Below are 17,006 nucleotides of genomic sequence, written 5' to 3' on the forward strand. Positions count from 1 at the left end.
ACGAATTCATAATGAATTCTGTTCCGCTCCCTATTATTTTAGAATTTATATCCAGCTTTTTTATAATGGTTATGTTATTTTTGCTTTGGCACGATATATTCTGGTTCTTCATTTTTCTTAGAATGACGCACGCCATAGAAAAGATAAATAACAATACCGACTACAAACCAAATTAATGTATATAGTTTAGCTTCATAGCTTAATCCCCAAAATACTAAAAATACTAAAACAAAAGTAATTGCCGGTAAAACAGGATATAAAGGTACTTTAAAACCTGGTACGGGTAAGTCATTACCTTCGCGTTTACGTAAACGATACATTGCGATAGATACAAACATAAATGCAACAAGTGATCCAGCTGAAATCAATTGTGCCAAGAATGCGAATGGGAACATTGAACCGATAATGACTACAATGATAGTCAAGATAATTAAAGAACGATTAGGCAAATGTTTATGATTTAATTTCGCTAACCAAGATGGCAATAAACCATCGCGTCCAAATGAGTATAGTAAACGTGATCCAGCCAACATCATACCAATCAATGCAGTAAACATACCGATAACAGAAATACCTTGTACAATTGCTGCAACAACGCCATGACCACTTTGACGTAATGCCCAGCCAACAGGTTCAGCATTATTAGCATATTGTGAATAATGGAACATACCTACGAGCACAAGTGCTACAGCAACGAAAAGAATAATAGCGACTACTAATGAACCTAAAATACCTCTTGGCATTGTTTTTGATGGGTTAATTGCTTCTGCTGAGTTCGCTGCGATTGAGTCAAAGCCAATATAAGCTAAGAAAATCATAGATACACCAGCATAAACACCTTGCCAACCTCCAAAGTCACCTGTATCTGTTACTTTATGTTCTGGAATAAATGGAATGTAGTTCTGTACATGTAATGCTGTTAAGCCTACAACAACAAATAACAATATTGCAAAAATTTTAAGAACTACTAGAATGTTTTCAATGCGTGCTGCTTCTGTCATACCTCTTGATAAGAGCAATGCTGTTAAAATAATAACGACCGCAGCGATGATATCAATAATACCACCATTTGCACCAAATGGAGCTGATAATGATGTAGGTAATTTAATACCTAATGGTGAAATCAGTCCACGTAAGTTAGCAGAGAAACCAGAAGCCACAAAGGCAACAGCGATAAAGTATTCTGCTAATAGTGCCCAACCTGCAACCCAACCAAAGAACTCACCAAATAATACGTTAACCCATGAATAAGCTGAGCCAGCAAATGGCATGGCAGAAGACATTTCGGCATATGTAAATGCGACAAGTCCAGCTACTATTGCAGCGATTAAAAATGATAAGGCAACAGCAGGACCAGCATGTTCGGCCGCAACAATTCCCGGTAATGTAAAGATAGAAGTCGAAACAATTGTACCTACACCAAGCGCTAGGAAATCTCTAACACGTAAGGTACGTTTTAAATGACCATCTTTATTTTGATAAATCGTAGGATTCTATTTACGAGTAATAGTTTTGAAAAAACTTGACATAGCAATTAACCTCCACAGTTAATAATAATCTATATTTAAATGTGATATTTTAATAATTAACATCATATCATAAAATCACCGACCATAGTCTAAAAATTCTGAAAAATTTCATTTTTCTTACTTTTTAAAGCGGATATACGATAAATTTATACGATAAAATAGATTATAGCAGACTTAAAGCATAATGTAAGTGGCTATTTTGGTACATCTATCTTTTAAGAGAAAAATTGCCATTATTATAAATTTTTTAAAAAATAATAATAAGAATTGCATAGGAATGGAAGATGAAAGATTTAGGATTATAACAACATTAATTGTTACAATATTATTGAAAAGCCTAGTTAGGATTGATATTCCTAAATCTAATTTCTACAATAAAAGCAAATAAACTAATATAGGTCGTGGAAGAATATGGAAATTAAACAGATAAAGTATTTTGTCGAGGTGGTTCGACAAGGCGGAATGACGCAAGCTTCTGAACACCTTTATATTGCACAATCAACGATAAGCAAGGCAATTAAAAGTATTGAAAATGAATATAATATCACTTTGTTTGATCGCTCACAAAAGCAAATTAAACTAACAGATATTGGTCAAACATTTTATGATAATAGTTTAGAGTTTTTAGCACTTTTTGAAAAGTTATCATTAGAAATGAATGACGTTGTCAATCTACAGAAAGGTCATATTCGTATTGGCCTATCACCGATGATGAATGTTCAAATGTTCACCGATAGTCTTAACCAATTTCATCAACAATATCCTAAAGTAACATACGAAGTGATTGAAGGAGGTGGTAAAGTGGTAGAACATAATATTGACAACGATGAAATTGACATCGGTATTACCACACTACCTGTAGATTCAAGTGTTTATCATTCATATTCACTTTATGACGAAGAATTATTGCTAGTCGTCAGTAAAGCGCACCCCTTGTCGCAGCGCACGAAAGTAGATTTTGCCGAGTTGGAAGATGAAGAATTTATACTTTTTCATGATGATTTCTATTTGAAAGATCAAATTATTGAAAATTGTAAACGCATTGGCTTTTATCCTAAAACAGTTGCTAATATTTCACAGATTAACTTTATTGAAAATATGATTAGTCAGGGATTAGGCATCAGTGTTGTTCCTCAAAGTTTATACAATATGATGGGAGATGAGGTTACAGCTTTAAAATTAGAAAACGCACGATTATCTTGGCACTTAGGTGTTATTTGGCGCAAAGATACTTACTTATCGCATGTCACTCGAGAATGGATTCAAACCATAGGCCATTTAAGTCCAAAGTAATAAATTTTAGAGATAACTTGGAATACGATGTTTTATAGATGTATTCCTTTTTGGAATACTTGCAATCGAAAATATGTATTTTATTAATACGTTCAACCGTAATATAATGAATAACGTAATGAAGTTGCAAGTGATTCAAAATATTTTTCATATAGTAAAGAAATGATTGTCTAGTAGTAAGTTATTTAAGGCAGTTATGCTTTAAGTGTACTGATTATATGAAAGAGTTCTAGCCCAACTCGGAGTATTATCCCAAATAGTCCAATTTTGAACGCTTGAGCGGATTTCACACAACAATGAATGACAAGGCATTTTGATATTAAAGAAGTCATGCACTGTTCACTGTCTTTCCCTCTTTTCCTAAAAAAATTGAACATGCAATTGACTTCTTTTTATCTAAGTGTGCAGCAGTGTGAAAATTTGTTAATTATCGAAAGGATATGGATATAAAATGACTAAAAAAAATTACTCAGCAGCAGATATGGTTATTGATACGTTGAAAAATAATAATGTAGATTATGTGTTTGGTATTCCAGGTGCTAAAATTGACTACTTATTTAATGCATTAGAAGATGATGGACCAGAATTAATTGTTACAAGACACGAACAAAATGCAGCTATGATGGCGCAAGGTATTGGACGTATTACAGGAAAACCTGGTGTCGCTCTTGTAACAAGTGGACCAGGGGTAAGTAACTTAACAACAGGACTTTTAACAGCAACATCTGAAGGTGATCCTGTCTTAGCTATTGGCGGTCAAGTTAAACGTAATGATTTATTACGTCTCACTCATCAAGCAGTAGATAATGTAGATCTTTTAAAATCATCTACAAAATATAGCGCTGAGGTTCAAGATCCTGAGTCATTATCTGAAGTTATGACAAATGCAATCCGAACAGCAACTTCAGGTAAAAATGGCGCGACTTTTATTAGTATTCCTCAAGATGTCATTCAATCACCAGTTAATAATAAAGCGATAGCATTATGCCAAAAACCAACTCTAGGTGTTCCAAGTCTTCAAGATATTAAAGATGTTATCACTAAAATCAGCAATGCTAAGTTTCCAGTGTTACTAGCTGGTATGAGAAGTTCAAGTGAAGCAGAAACAGAAGCAATCCGTCACTTAGTAGAAAAATCCAATCTTCCAGTCGTTGAAACATTCCAAGGTGCCGGAGTCATTAGTAGAGATTTAGAAAATCACTTCTTCGGTAGAGTAGGATTGTTCCGCAACCAAGTTGGTGACCAATTATTGAAAAAAGCAGACTTAGTTGTCACTATTGGTTATGATCCAATTGAATATGAAGCGAGTAACTGGAATCACGAATTAGATACTGAAATTATCAATATTGATGAAGTTGCTGCTGAAATAACGAACCATTTACGTCCTGAAAAAGAATTAATAGGTAATATTGCAGGTACAATTGAGCTTATATCTGAAAATATTGATGCACCAATTATTGATGACAAACATTTAAATGACTTGGAAAAATTAAGAGCAGAAGTTATTGAAACATCAGGTATTAAATGTACACATGTTGATGGAGTGTTACATCCATTAGAAATTATCGAAACGATGCAAAAATCACTTTCAGATGATACTACAGTTACTGTAGACGTAGGTAGTCACTATATTTGGATGGCACGTAAATTTAGAAGCTATAACCCAAGACATTTGTTGTTTAGTAATGGTATGCAAACACTTGGTGTTGCTTTACCATGGGCAATTGCTGCTGCATTAGTACGACCTAATACGCAAGTAGTTTCAGTTGCTGGCGATGGTGGTTTCTTATTCTCAGGACAAGATCTTGAAACAGCTGTACGTAAAAAATTAAACATCATCCAATTAATTTGGAATGATGGTAAATATAACATGGTAGAATTCCAAGAAGAAATGAAATATAAACGTTCTGCAGGTGTAGAATTTGGACCTGTTGATTATGTTAAATATGCAGAATCAATGGGAGCAAAAGGTATGCGCGTTACAACTCAAGAAGAATTAGAAGCAGCAATTAAAGAAGGTTATGAAACTGAAGGACCTGTATTAATTGATATTCCTGTAAACTATCAAGATAATATTAAACTTTCAACAAATGTATTACCAGATTCATTAAACTAAATTTAAACATATAAATAGGAGTGAATACAGTAATGAGTCATGTATTATATCAGCACGGCACATTAGGCACATTAATGGCAGGTTTATTAGAAGGAACTGCAACAATTGATGAACTATTAAAACACGGAGATTCAGGACTAGCCACTTTAACTGGTTCAAATGGAGAAGTTATCTTCTTAAATGGAGAGGCTTTCCATGCCAATGAATACAAAGAATTTACCAAACTTAAAGGTGATGAAAAAACACCTTACGCAACGATTACACATTTTGAAGCGGATGAAACATATCAAACAAGCGATAAATCTTCTGAAGAAGTATTAAATGAAGTTGAATCACATATGTTAAGTAAAAACATGTTTTCAGCAGTGAAAATTAGTGGTACATTTAAAAAAATGCATGTTCGAATGATGCCTAAACAGGAACCACCTTATACACGGTTAATTGATTCTGCACGTAGACAACCAGAAGAAACAGCAGAAAATATTAAAGGTACAATAATTGGATTCTATACGCCAGAATTATTCCATGGTATTGGTTCTGCAGGTTTCCATATCCATTTTGCAAATGATGACCGCAATTTGGGTGGACATGTATTAGACTTTATCGTGGATGATGTTACTGTAGAAATTCAAAACTTTGAAACGTTTGAACAACACTTTCCAATTAACAACAAGACGTTCACTGAAACAGAAATAGACTATGGTGATGTCGCCGACGAAATTAGAGAAGCAGAATAAAGGAGTCGCGATTTAAGATGTTAGTTGAAAGTTTCAATCCGTTTAATAATATGCTGATTTCAGCAATTGTAGCGGCAGTGCCTATTATTTTATTCCTGCTGTGTTTAACAGTATTTAAAATGAAAGGCGTTTATGCGGCATTGACAACACTGATTGTCACTGCATTGGTAGCAATGATATGCTTCAAATTACCTGCACGTATTGCAGGAGGCGCAACATTTGAAGGATTTTATCAAGGTATTATACCAATTGGCTTTATTGTTATTATGGCGGTATGGCTTTATAAAATTGCAACTGAAAGTGGACAATTTAATATTGTCCAAGATAGTATTGCAAGTATTTCACAAGACCAACGTATTCAATTACTGCTTATTGGTTACTTATTTAATGGGTTTTTAGAAGGTGCAGCTGGATTCGGTGTACCGATTGCCATTTGTGCCGTATTGTTAATGCAACTAGGTTTCAAAGCATTGCCAGCAGCTATGTATTGTCTAGTTGCTAATGCAGCAGCTGGTGCTTATGGTGCTGTTGGTATTCCTATTGCGATTACAGATACACTAAATTTAGCAGGTGGTGTTAAAGCATCACAAGTTGCATTAATTGGTAATTTAACATTAGGTTTGATTAGTTTCTTTGTACCGTTTTTATTAATGTTTATTATTGATGGTCTCAAAGGTGTTAAAGAAACGTTTCCAGCTACATTAATAGCCGCATCTGTATTTACCGGTTTACAAGTATTGATTGCAGCATTTGCTGGCCCTGAGTTAGCTGATATCATCCCAGGCTTAGGTGCTATGGTTGCACTTGCATTATTCTCACGTAAATTTCAACCTAAAAATATCTTTAGACTTGAAGATAATGAAGCGGTCGGCAAGGTTGAGAAACATTCAATTAAGCAAATTGTCTATGGATGGAGTCCTTTCATTATATTGACCGTTATTGTTATGGTATGGAGCTTACCAGCATTTAAAGCACTATTTGAAAAAGGTGGTGCACTAAGTGCCCTTGTTGTTAACTTCAATGCTCCAGGTACGATGAATAATGTGACACATCATCCCAATGTTTTGACGTTTAACTTTATTGCACAAACTGGTACTGCAATATTAGTTACGGCTATCATTACCATCTTAATTGCTAAGCACATGTCGTTTAAAACTGCAGGCAAACTTTTAGGAGTGACAGTTAAAGAATTGTGGGTTTCTGTATTAACAATTTGCTTTATCTTGGCTGTCTCTAAAATTACGACATATGGCGGTTTGAGTAACGCTATGGGTCAAGGTATTGCTAAAACAGGTGCAATATTCCCATTGCTATCTCCAGTCCTAGGGTGGATTGGTGTGTTTATGACTGGTTCAGTGGTGAATAACAACTCATTATTTGCACCTATTCAAGCTTCTGTAGCAACACAAATAGGTACAAAAGGCTCGCTCTTAGTTGCGGCTAACGTCGCTGGTGGAGTTACAGCTAAAATAGTATCTCCTCAATCAATTGCTATAGCCACAGCGGCTGTTAATAAAGTCGGTAAAGAGTCTGAATTGATGAAAATGGCTATGCGTTTTAGTATAGGTTTACTTATCTTTGCTTGTATTTGGACATTTATGTTGAGCCTATTTGTTTAAAATATAGTAACAGCTATCTGACACGATGTAGATCAGATAGCTGTTTTTTAGCTTATTCAAGTTAATATCATGTAATGGAAGAAGAAAATGCAAATTATTATTTAATAATAGTGTCATTTATATTTGACATACTTAACGATGTCGGTTATATTTGACACATAGGATAATAAATAAGGGTGAGTAAGCATATGAACAAATTCAAAAATAAAATGATTAATAGTCTTCTTGGTACGATAGGTGACAAAGATGAACGTGAAATTGCCATAATCAATGCTAAATTTACGACTGTATTTCTAACGGCATATGTTTTATTATTTTGTTTATTGCTATTAGGTGTCATTTTAGATGCGATGCATGACACCATTTCAGTGCTAACTATGGCAATCACGATTGTATTTTTAATTATCAATATTCAAACTCTCGTATTAATGCGAAAAGAAAAATTAGACGATTTAACCGTTTATTCTGATAAAGAATATGTCCAGCTCATTAAAAAATTAAAACGACAAAGTGTAGTTGGAGGGTTCTTTTTTGGAGCTTTAACAACGTTATTTGACATGGTATTTCGCTTTTTTAACGATACGGATGTAACGGTATGGTTTGCTGTAAGTAAGAATATCTTGCCGGGACTAGTATTTGGTGTACTTGCATATTTCTTTGCTAAATCTAAAGTTCGTAAGGATTATTAATATAGAGGTGAAGGACGTTGTCACGTTTAAATGACTTTTTAATTAAGTGGTTTACGAATAGCTCAACTGACAAAGATGAACGCGAAAAAATTCAATTGAATGAGCGTTTAGCTAATATGTACATGATTACTACAATATTAATAGCATTGCTACTTTTATTAAGCGTGATAGATATAATACACACACAACAAATAATGATGACACATGTTGCTGTATTTATTTTATTTTTTGGTTTAAACATAATTTCTTTAGTCATAATGGGAAAAGGTGGTTTAGACCATTCGCGAGTTAATTCTAAGGCTGAATATCGTCACTTAATTAAGAAATATGCTGTAATTTGTATAGGATTTGCTATTTATTTTGGTTTAGCTCTTTTTGGACTAGATTTATTATTTGATGCCGTAGGTGGGATAAAGACCTATGGTGGAAACCCAATTAATTATATCGTTGGTGGTATTGTGATGGGTATCTTGATGTATATTATGAGAGTCGTCAAAATAAAAAAAGAATATTAAATATTGTATGCCTTTCTCGTGTTCGATATTATATAATTAAACTATATTTTAAAGAACGAGAGAGGCTTTTTATGATAGATGCTGAACCAATTGTATTAAAAATGAAAAATCAAAAAATTAACTATGACCGTGTCTTGAAAAAGTTAATACAGCAATGGAAGCGTGCGGAGCAAAAACCGAAAATTTTGTTACATAGCTGTTGTGCGCCATGTAGCACGTATACGTTAGAATATTTAACGCAATTTGCAGATATTGGTGTTTATTTTGCTAATCCCAATATTCATCCTAAAAATGAATATTTAAGACGTGCGAAAGTACAAGAACAATTTATTGCAGATTTTAATGAACGGACTGGCAATCATGTTCAATATATTGAAGCGCCATATGAACCACAAACGTTTATGAAAATGGCTAAATCACGTGGCTTAATGGATGAACCAGAAGGCGGATTGAGATGCTCAGCATGTTTTGAAATGCGTTTAGATCTTGTTGCCGATGCAGCACAGCGGTTTGGCTATAATTATTTTGGTAGTGCATTAACGTTGTCACCTAAGAAAAACGCGCAATTAATTAATGAATTAGGCATGAAAGTACAAGAAGCCTATGATGTGTACTATTTACCAAGTGACTTTAAAAAGAATAAAGGATATGAACGGTCATTGGAAATGTGTAGAGATTATAACGTTTATCGACAATGTTATTGTGGTTGTGTCTTTGCTGCAATGCGTCAAGGCATTGATTTTAAAGAAGTTAATAAAGAGGCTAAAGTTTTTTTAGAACAGTATCAATCTTAGAGTGAATTGATACCAAGTTGAGTTTTAATCAAAATAAAGAAAAATCAGCAGTATTTGTCTCGATTCCCGATAAATATTGCTGATTTTAAATTTTAGGCATCTAAGCCAATGATATCTTTAACATTTGTATAATTATTTTTAGTTAAATATTGAGCGATGCCTTTATTGATTTTTTTAGTTAAGCCGGGGCCTTCAATCACTAATGATGAATAAATTTGTATTAGGGAAGCACCATTGCGCATCATTTGAATGGCATCATCTGTGCTAAAGATACCACCTGTACCAATGATTAGAAATTGACCTTTTGTTTGTTGATATGCCCATTTGACAAGCTCTAAATTACGTTTGAATAATGGTCTACCACTCAAGCCGCCTTCTTCGTTTTTATTATCAGAAGATAAGCCTTCTCGACGTCGTGTTGTATTCGCTAAAATCATTCCATCAAATGTTTCTGTAATTGAAGGTAATATATTTTTAAAATCATCTAAATTTAAATCTGAAGTTAATTTTAAATAGATAGGAACTTGAATATCTGTTTGAGCTTTAAATTCCTTTAATGCGTTGCATAGCATTGTAAATTCATCTTTATCGTGGAAGCTTTGTAAATTTTCTGTGTTAGGTGAGCTGATATTTACGGTAAAAAAGTCAACATCTGCCTTAAATGTATCCATGACTTTGATATAGTCCTGATCACGTTCTTCATAAGGAGTTGTCTTATTAACACCTACATTTAAACCTACAGGAATAGAATAAGCATGACGGCGTATATTAAATAAAGCACGATTCATCCCGATATTATTAAAACCCATGCGGTTGATTAAGGCATCATCTTCGAGTAAACGATACATTCGTGGTTTCGGGTTACCATCTTGAGGTTTCGGTGTGATGCCACCAAGTTCTAAGGCTCCAAAACCAAGGTATTCTAAAGCTTTAGGCACTTCACATGATTTGTCGAAGCCAGGTGCTAGACCTACAGGATTGTCGTAAGTATTACCTTGGATCGTTTGTTTCAATGAGGGATCTTCGTACACGAAAAGTTTTTTGACAATAGGAAAGATAAATGGTGCTTTTTGTAAAAGTTTGAGCGCGTCAATAGTTAAACCATGGGCTTTCTCCGGCTCAATTTTAAATAACAGGGGTTTGATTAATTTGTACATAGTAATGCTCCTTTTTCATTGTATTTGAGGCTTTCTATCCTCAATTAATAGCATTGAAAATAACATTTTCTATAATAGACTAGCACTTTATGTTTGTTTTTCAAAGCCAAAATATAGAAGTTCAATACTTTGCCATGATTTTTTCAAATGTTTGATACATTATTAAAAAGAGAATAAAAAATGTATTTTTTACAATAAAAACTTTCAAATGAGGTAAAGTTAAATCGAAAGGGTATGACTTTATAGAGTAGTACGGTGATTGAGAAGGCACAAAAAAGGAAATAGGATATAAACGAAAGGAGTATGTATATGAATCAACAATGGATAGATCAATTACCTTTAGATAATATTCGAGATGTGGCACCTGTAAGTGGTGGGGATGTGAATGAGGCATTTAAAGTGACGACAAAAGATAGTACGTATTTCTTACTTGTACAACGCAATCGCGATCAATCATTTTATGCAGCTGAAATAGCAGGACTCAATGCTTTCGAAGCTGCAGACATTACAGCGCCACGTGTAATAGATAATGGCAGCATTAATGGAGATGCTTTTTTAATTTTGAGTTATTTAGATGAAGGGCGTACAGGGAGTCAGCGTGAATTAGGTCAATTAGTGGCTAAAATGCATAGTGAACAACAATCTAATGGCCAATTTGGGTTTGATTTACCTCATGAAGGTGGCGATATTTCATTTGACAATTCTTGGACGGATTCGTGGATAGAACTTTTTGTGGCACGTCGTATGGATCATTTACGTGACGAGCTCATGCACAAAGGATTATGGAATGAAGAAGACGATAAGGTGTATCAACAAGTACGCATGGTGATGATTAATGAGTTAGAAGCACATCAAAGTAAGCCATCACTCTTACATGGAGATTTATGGGGTGGCAATTATATGTTTTTAACTGATGGACGTCCTGCGCTCTTTGATCCAGCACCGTTATATGGAGATAGAGAGTTCGATTTAGGCATCACAACAGTTTTCGGGGGTTTTACGGATGAATTTTATGATGAATATGCCAAACACTATCCTATGGCAAAAGGTGCAGAAAAACGGTTGGAATTTTACAGATTATATTTATTTATGGTTCATTTATTAAAATTTGGTGGAATGTATGCGAATAGTGTGAATCGCTCAATGGCTGAAATATTAAAGTAGACAACTTCAACAATCAATGGCAATATCTATTTTAATTTCTAATTAATGATATTGTTGATATGTAAATGATATTGTTAAATTCATAGCGGATAATGAAAAAGAGACTCGGACATAATTATGTTTTAAGTTATGAACTCTATATTGGCAGTAGTTGACTGTGGAAAATATACGCTTTTAGCAAGCTTTTTCAATCCTAGTCAACCTTGCCGGGCGAGACTAAGAATTCATAATGAATTCTGTCCCGTCCCTTTCTTTAGCTTATCAGAGATATTTTTGTCTCAGATTTTTATTTTAGTATATTTTCAAGAATGAAAACTTAGTCTGTTTCATAATTTAAACACTGGACTATTATTGCCGTGCTTAGCCCCACATTTCACGTAAGACATTCGCAAAGCCTTCAGGTTTTTGTGCGTAACCTAAATGACCACCTGGAATATCAATAATGTCGATTCCGGTATGTTTAGAAATATAGAAGTTTACGTCTTGAGGGAATGAACCTTTTGAATCAGTGCCATTTAATAATGTAATAAGTTCTTTATGTTTGCTGAAATCTTCAATAGAAATATCGGATTCTGTATATTGTCGTATTTCATATTTAAACCAATTCATCATTTGTTCGAATACTTTTTTGCTTTCAGCATCATCTGATGATTGTGCAGGTTTAGACATATATTCAGCATCTAATTGGCTAATATGCAGCGTTTCACCAAATAATTTCATCGCTTGAGGCATGCCTTCATTTATTGCAACATCAATGATTTCAGCATTTTTATCTTGCCAATATTTAGCATCTGGTAAGAAGGTGTTAATAGGAGGCTCGTGAAATGCAATACGTTTAACGATGTCAGGGTAATCTTTTAACACATGCATGGCAACAATTGAACCGGAACTTGAACCTAAAATGTAGACGGGTTCATTACTAAGTGATTTTGCTAATTCGGCAATATCTTGTGCGTCGCGTTTAATACGGTAGCGACTATTAGGATTAATTGTTTCATCAGGTAGAGGTTCTGTCAATTCACTTTCTCCATAACCACGACGATCAACAGCCACTATTGTGAAAGTATCTTTTAACTGTTGCGCGAGTGGCATAAAGATATCACCTGTACCATTTGCACCAGGTATCAAAATAAGTAAAGGACCGTTGCCCACTTTATGATAGCGTAATTTAGCACCTTGTAATTTTAATGTTTCCATATATAAACCCTCCAAATTAATCTATAGTTTTATATCTAATATAAATTATTCTATGCCTAATAATTTAGCACCATTTGTATAACTAATTTTCTCTTGTTCTTCTTTAGTTAAACCTAAATCACTTAAAAAAGTACCTAATTCTTCAGGTTCAACATATGGATAGTCCGCTGAATAGAGTATTCTGTCTACACCTAGTTCAGCTTTGACTAAATCAAATTGTGGTTTAGTTAGCATACCGCTTGGTGTAATATAGAAATTGTTTTTAAAATAATAGCTAATCGGATGTGCCAAATGCTCAGCAACTAGTATGGTATCCATGCGTTCTAAAAAGAAAGGAATAAACTCTCCCCAATGCCCGATAATGATATTTAAATTAGGATATCGGTCAAATATGCCAGATAGTACGAGATGAATGGCATGAATACCTACATCTACATGCCAGCCATATCCGAAACATGCAAATGTTGCTGCAGTGACCTCTGGATAGTTTCCTTTGTAGTAAGCTTGATAAACATCACTTTGTACAGGTGAAGGGTGTAGGTATATCGGTGCATTTAATTCTTCTGCTGCAGCGAACAGACCTTCGTACGCATCTTGATTTAAGAATCCGCCATTAGGGTGTCCCATTATAAGCGCACCTTTAAAGCCAAGTTCTGTTATACAACGTTTAAGTTCTTCAATTGCTGCTTCAGGTTCATTAATCGGTAATGTTGCAAAGCCAACAAAACGCTCAGGATATTGTTTAATATAATCTGCTAGGGTATCATTTGCTTGTTGACATAACTCAATAGCACGTTCTCCTTGTAAATTTGAAGGTGAACCATTGCCATACGATAAAACTTGCATTTGAACATCATGTTTATCCATAAAACCAATGCGTTTATCGTGATAAGACAGTTTATCGGCATCTGTGAAACCCGATTTTAGTGCAAGTCCGTCAAGCATCGTTTTTAGCGGTACACCATTTGGATCTGGTGACATATATTTCATTGTTTCTTGTTGAATATCCTCAATAACATAATGTTCTTCAAAATTAATGCTTTTCAATTTAAAAGCTTCCTATAAAAAATGATTAATTCTACCAGGGCATTGAGCCGTTGCTATCAATAAATGTACCAGTTGGACCATCTTTATCAATTGTTGCAAGTTTTACGATAGGAATAATCCCTTCTGAAGCAGGTTTTGCATTGTTACTAAAGTCTCCCACCAAATCAGTATTCGTTGAGCCAGGATCTGCTGCGTTAATTTGTATATGTGGAAGGCCTTTTGCATATTGCAATGTTATCATTGTCACCGCAGATTTAGATGAACAGTATGCTAAGGAGTTCACTTTTGATTCTTGTGTGTTTGGATTGGTTACCATACCAAATGAACCTAAACCGCTGCTAACATTGACTACGACAGGTTGTTCTGACTTTTCAAGGAGTGGGATAAAAGTATGCATCATACGTACAATGCCAAAGACATTTGTATTGTAGACTTGTTGCACGTCATTAACAGTCAAATCTGCAGGTTTTTTGAAGCCACCTGAAATTCCAGCATTGTTGATTAAAATATCTAGGCGTCCTTCTCTATCTTGAATTTGAAGATATGCTTGTTGAATGGAAATATCATCTGTAACATCAAGTTGGACGTACTTGACACCGAGTTCATCTGCAGCTTGTCGTCCACGTTCAGCATCGCGTGAACCTATATACACGTTGTAGCCTTTTTGTTGTAAAACTTTCGCTGTTTCAAAACCTAATCCTTTATTGCCGCCAGTGATTAATACAATTCTTTCCATTATTTTGTCACCTCGTTAGGTAAATATAATTTAATTAAGTTATCGCGAAATGTTTCGTTCGATAATTGTCGTTCAGATTTTTGAAATTCAAACGTTGTGGTTGTTAATGATTTTAAAAACATATCTGTTTTGAATATAGCCCATGATGTATCGTTGTAATCATAAAATAACTCAAAGTAAAATTGATTCAAATTTTTGAAAAAGTTACTATCACGGAATAATTTAGTGTTGTCGTTGCCTTCAATACAATTGAGTAAATCACTTTTATCCGTTTTAAAAGCTAAAAATATATCAAGTGAATATTGCATAATATCACGTGCTGACGTGTATTGTTGTTTAATGGTTAACATATCTTGCATAATATCATCAAAATCATGTTCAATGATGTGATAACATAAATCACCTTTATCTTTGAAATGGCGATAGAGTGTGCCCATACCGATATTTAATTCTTTAGCAATGCGATTCATACTGATATGTTCAACACCTTCTGCATTAAATAATTCAAGTGCCTTGGATTCTATACGCTGTCGATTTTTAAGTGCATCTTTACGCAATCATGTCACCTCATTAAAAATTTTTATTATTGACAAACGGATAATGCTCCGTTTATTATAAAGCGTATTAATTAGAAGTTCAATAATTTAGGTTTAAACGCATTGAATTTTAGAAAAGGGTGATGAGTATTGTCATTAAATAAAGAACAAAGACGCGTGACGAGCGCTGAACTTAAAGCACATTTTCATCAATCAACACTAACTATTGAAGCACTTGCACAGACATTAAATATTTCTGCAGCTGAAGTAAGAAATGTATTAGATATGCATGCACCCAATGGTATTTTTGGAAATAAATTACATACATTTATTCACTTAGTTTGGGATGTGCGTGATTTAATAAATGAAAATATAAGACAAAATGGTAACGAGCCAAAAGCATATTCATATTTAAAAGGTGAAAAAGAAGATTACTGGTTCTTACAGTAGGGAGATAAGTGATGAAGAAAAGTATTTTAGTTATTGGAGCTACAGGTAAACAAGGGAATGCTGTAGTCAAACAATTATTACATGAGGGCTGGCAAGTCCGTGCTTATACACGCAATAAACAAAATGACAAACTTACTACAATTAAACATAAAAACTTAGAAATTTTTGAAGGGGATTTGGGGAACCTAGATAGCTTAAAACAAGCGATGGAAGATCAATTTGGTGTCTATAGTGTGCAGCCAATTATACTCGATAATGTGACTGAAGAAATACGCCAAGGTAAAATGATAATTAATACAGCTTATCAACAAGGTATTGAACATATTATTTATAGTACAGCTGGCGGTGTGAATCGTAATCGTACGGGCCCTCATTTTGAAGCATTAGCACAGATTGAAAATGAACTTCAAAACAGTCCATTAAATTATACAATTATTAAGCCAGCTTTCTTTATGGATAATTTCTTGAGAATTATCACTGTAGAAGATGGAGTCATTTACATTCCAGAATTTATAAATAAAGCTGTTAAATTTGCGATGATTTCTTCTATTGATATTGCAAAAATTGCAGCACATATTTTTAAAAATACAAAACAGTTTAATCACCGTGCTATCGAGATTGCTTCAGATGAACGAACATTAGAAGAAGTTGTTAAAACATTTGCAACAGTGACTGGGAAGCCAGCACAAATTAAGGGTTCATATTCAAGTGGTACAGCTGAACGAGAATGGTTAGAAGACAAAGGGTACGAAATTGATTTCAATCAAATGGAGAATATAAATCCACAACAATTATCATTACAACAGTGGATAGATAAAGCTGGATTTTAAAATTTTAAAAATGAGGTGAAGTATATGATGCAATCAATGTGGTTTAATTTACATGTAAAAGACTTAAAACGTAGTGAGCAATTTTATGAAAATTTAGGATTTAAAATTAATAAAAATCCAGATATGTTAGATAAGATGGTAGGTATTTCAATTGGTGAAACGATTGTTATTCTGATTGAAAATAATCATTTCGAAAATATCACTCATGATAAAACTTTAGCGCAACCTAATGAAGTTATTATTTCTCTTGGTGTCAAGACAAATAGTGAAGTAGATGTATTAGTACAAAAGGTTGAACAAGCAGGTGGGACTATCATTGATAAACCAGGTTTCTATCAAGGTTATTATGGTGCAATGTTTGCAGATCCAGATGGTCATAAATATAATTTCTTAGTTTGTTAACAAAAAGAATGTATAGAGTAAAGTTTAAACAGTAATTTATAGATCATTAAAGTGATGATGTATATATGCGATAAAATAAAAGCAGTATAGATTGTTGATGTAACGGATTAAAATTAAAGCTTCTATTAGTAGTTTTGGTAGTTTAAATTGAATCATATGATAGCTTTTATACATAAGGCACCTCGTTCATTTAGT

General features: G+C 33.9%; 17 protein-coding genes. 11 read left to right on the plus strand and 6 right to left on the minus strand.

Annotated elements, in window-relative coordinates:
- Positions 1-74 precede the first annotated feature (74 nt).
- On the minus strand, positions 75-1,484 hold the full coding sequence (locus HMPREF2597_RS08695; RefSeq protein ID WP_225307320.1) for an APC family permease: 1,410 nt from the start codon (positions 1,482-1,484) through the stop codon (positions 75-77).
- Positions 1,485-1,940: 456 nt separating this feature from the next.
- Here HMPREF2597_RS08695 and HMPREF2597_RS08700 point away from each other — a divergent pair, with 456 nt between their 5' ends.
- The 7 genes from HMPREF2597_RS08700 to HMPREF2597_RS08730 all read left to right on the plus strand — a co-directional run bounded on the left by HMPREF2597_RS08700 (position 1,941) and on the right by HMPREF2597_RS08730 (position 9,292).
- A complete protein-coding gene (locus HMPREF2597_RS08700) occupies positions 1,941-2,822 on the plus strand; it encodes a cidABC operon transcriptional activator CidR (protein WP_002460541.1) in 882 nt (293 codons plus the stop codon).
- 451 nt (positions 2,823-3,273) lie between these two features.
- Positions 3,274-4,938 (plus strand): acetolactate synthase AlsS, encoded by a 1,665-nt coding sequence (gene alsS / locus HMPREF2597_RS08705; RefSeq protein ID WP_002478566.1) that lies wholly within the window; start codon positions 3,274-3,276, stop codon positions 4,936-4,938.
- A gap of 32 nt (positions 4,939-4,970) precedes the next feature.
- Complete coding sequence (gene budA, locus HMPREF2597_RS08710) at positions 4,971-5,675, plus strand: acetolactate decarboxylase (RefSeq protein ID WP_002460539.1); 705 nt, start codon at positions 4,971-4,973, stop codon at positions 5,673-5,675.
- A gap of 17 nt (positions 5,676-5,692) precedes the next feature.
- Positions 5,693-7,294: an L-lactate permease gene (locus HMPREF2597_RS08715; protein WP_002478567.1), complete on the plus strand. Its 1,602-nt coding sequence runs from the start codon at positions 5,693-5,695 to the stop codon at positions 7,292-7,294.
- Between the two features lie 188 nt (positions 7,295-7,482).
- The gene (locus HMPREF2597_RS08720; protein WP_002478568.1) at positions 7,483-7,983 is read left to right on the plus strand and encodes a hypothetical protein; all 501 of its coding nucleotides are present in this window, start codon (positions 7,483-7,485) and stop codon (positions 7,981-7,983) included.
- Positions 7,984-8,000: 17 nt separating this feature from the next.
- A complete protein-coding gene (locus HMPREF2597_RS08725; protein WP_002460536.1) occupies positions 8,001-8,498 on the plus strand; it encodes a hypothetical protein in 498 nt (165 codons plus the stop codon).
- A 71-nt stretch (positions 8,499-8,569) separates the two neighbouring features.
- A complete protein-coding gene (locus HMPREF2597_RS08730) occupies positions 8,570-9,292 on the plus strand; it encodes an epoxyqueuosine reductase QueH (protein WP_002478569.1) in 723 nt (240 codons plus the stop codon).
- Positions 9,293-9,384: 92 nt separating this feature from the next.
- On the opposite strand, the gene HMPREF2597_RS08735 is transcribed toward HMPREF2597_RS08730, so the two are convergent.
- Positions 9,385-10,449: a quinone-dependent dihydroorotate dehydrogenase gene (locus tag HMPREF2597_RS08735; RefSeq protein WP_002460533.1), complete on the minus strand. Its 1,065-nt coding sequence runs from the start codon at positions 10,447-10,449 to the stop codon at positions 9,385-9,387.
- Between the two features lie 309 nt (positions 10,450-10,758).
- On the opposite strand from HMPREF2597_RS08735, the gene HMPREF2597_RS08740 reads away from it, so the two are divergent.
- Positions 10,759-11,613, plus strand: coding sequence for a fructosamine kinase family protein (locus tag HMPREF2597_RS08740; protein WP_002478570.1), 855 nt, complete (start codon positions 10,759-10,761; stop codon positions 11,611-11,613).
- Between the two features lie 360 nt (positions 11,614-11,973).
- Here the strand turns inward: HMPREF2597_RS08740 and HMPREF2597_RS08745 are convergent, their stop codons facing one another.
- The 4 genes from HMPREF2597_RS08745 to HMPREF2597_RS08760 are packed head-to-tail and all read right to left on the minus strand — an operon-like array spanning position 11,974 to position 15,150.
- Positions 11,974-12,810, minus strand: coding sequence for an alpha/beta fold hydrolase (locus HMPREF2597_RS08745; RefSeq protein WP_070817273.1), 837 nt, complete (start codon positions 12,808-12,810; stop codon positions 11,974-11,976).
- A 45-nt stretch (positions 12,811-12,855) separates the two neighbouring features.
- Complete coding sequence (locus tag HMPREF2597_RS08750) at positions 12,856-13,857, minus strand: amidohydrolase family protein (protein ID WP_002478572.1); 1,002 nt, start codon at positions 13,855-13,857, stop codon at positions 12,856-12,858.
- A 31-nt stretch (positions 13,858-13,888) separates the two neighbouring features.
- Positions 13,889-14,593, minus strand: coding sequence for an SDR family NAD(P)-dependent oxidoreductase (locus HMPREF2597_RS08755; RefSeq protein ID WP_002478573.1), 705 nt, complete (start codon positions 14,591-14,593; stop codon positions 13,889-13,891).
- Positions 14,593-15,150 carry a TetR/AcrR family transcriptional regulator gene (locus HMPREF2597_RS08760; protein ID WP_002460526.1) on the minus strand — a complete coding sequence of 186 codons (558 nt, stop codon included), beginning with the start codon at positions 15,148-15,150 and terminating at the stop codon, positions 14,593-14,595. Before HMPREF2597_RS08760 ends, HMPREF2597_RS08755 begins: the two co-directional genes overlap by 1 nt.
- Before the next feature lie 129 nt (positions 15,151-15,279).
- On the opposite strand from HMPREF2597_RS08760, the gene HMPREF2597_RS08765 reads away from it, so the two are divergent.
- The 3 genes from HMPREF2597_RS08765 to HMPREF2597_RS08775 are packed head-to-tail and all read left to right on the plus strand — an operon-like array spanning position 15,280 to position 16,811.
- Complete coding sequence (locus tag HMPREF2597_RS08765; RefSeq protein WP_002478574.1) at positions 15,280-15,579, plus strand: DUF2316 family protein; 300 nt, start codon at positions 15,280-15,282, stop codon at positions 15,577-15,579.
- 11 nt (positions 15,580-15,590) lie between these two features.
- Positions 15,591-16,409: an NmrA/HSCARG family protein gene (locus HMPREF2597_RS08770; protein WP_002478575.1), complete on the plus strand. Its 819-nt coding sequence runs from the start codon at positions 15,591-15,593 to the stop codon at positions 16,407-16,409.
- A 24-nt stretch (positions 16,410-16,433) separates the two neighbouring features.
- Positions 16,434-16,811, plus strand: a complete 378-nt coding sequence (locus HMPREF2597_RS08775; protein WP_002478576.1) for a VOC family protein — start codon at positions 16,434-16,436, stop codon at positions 16,809-16,811.
- Positions 16,812-17,006 lie beyond the last annotated feature (195 nt).

This window comes from Staphylococcus sp. HMSC063A07 (genome assembly GCF_001836955.1).
Taxonomy (GTDB): domain Bacteria; phylum Bacillota; class Bacilli; order Staphylococcales; family Staphylococcaceae; genus Staphylococcus; species Staphylococcus lugdunensis.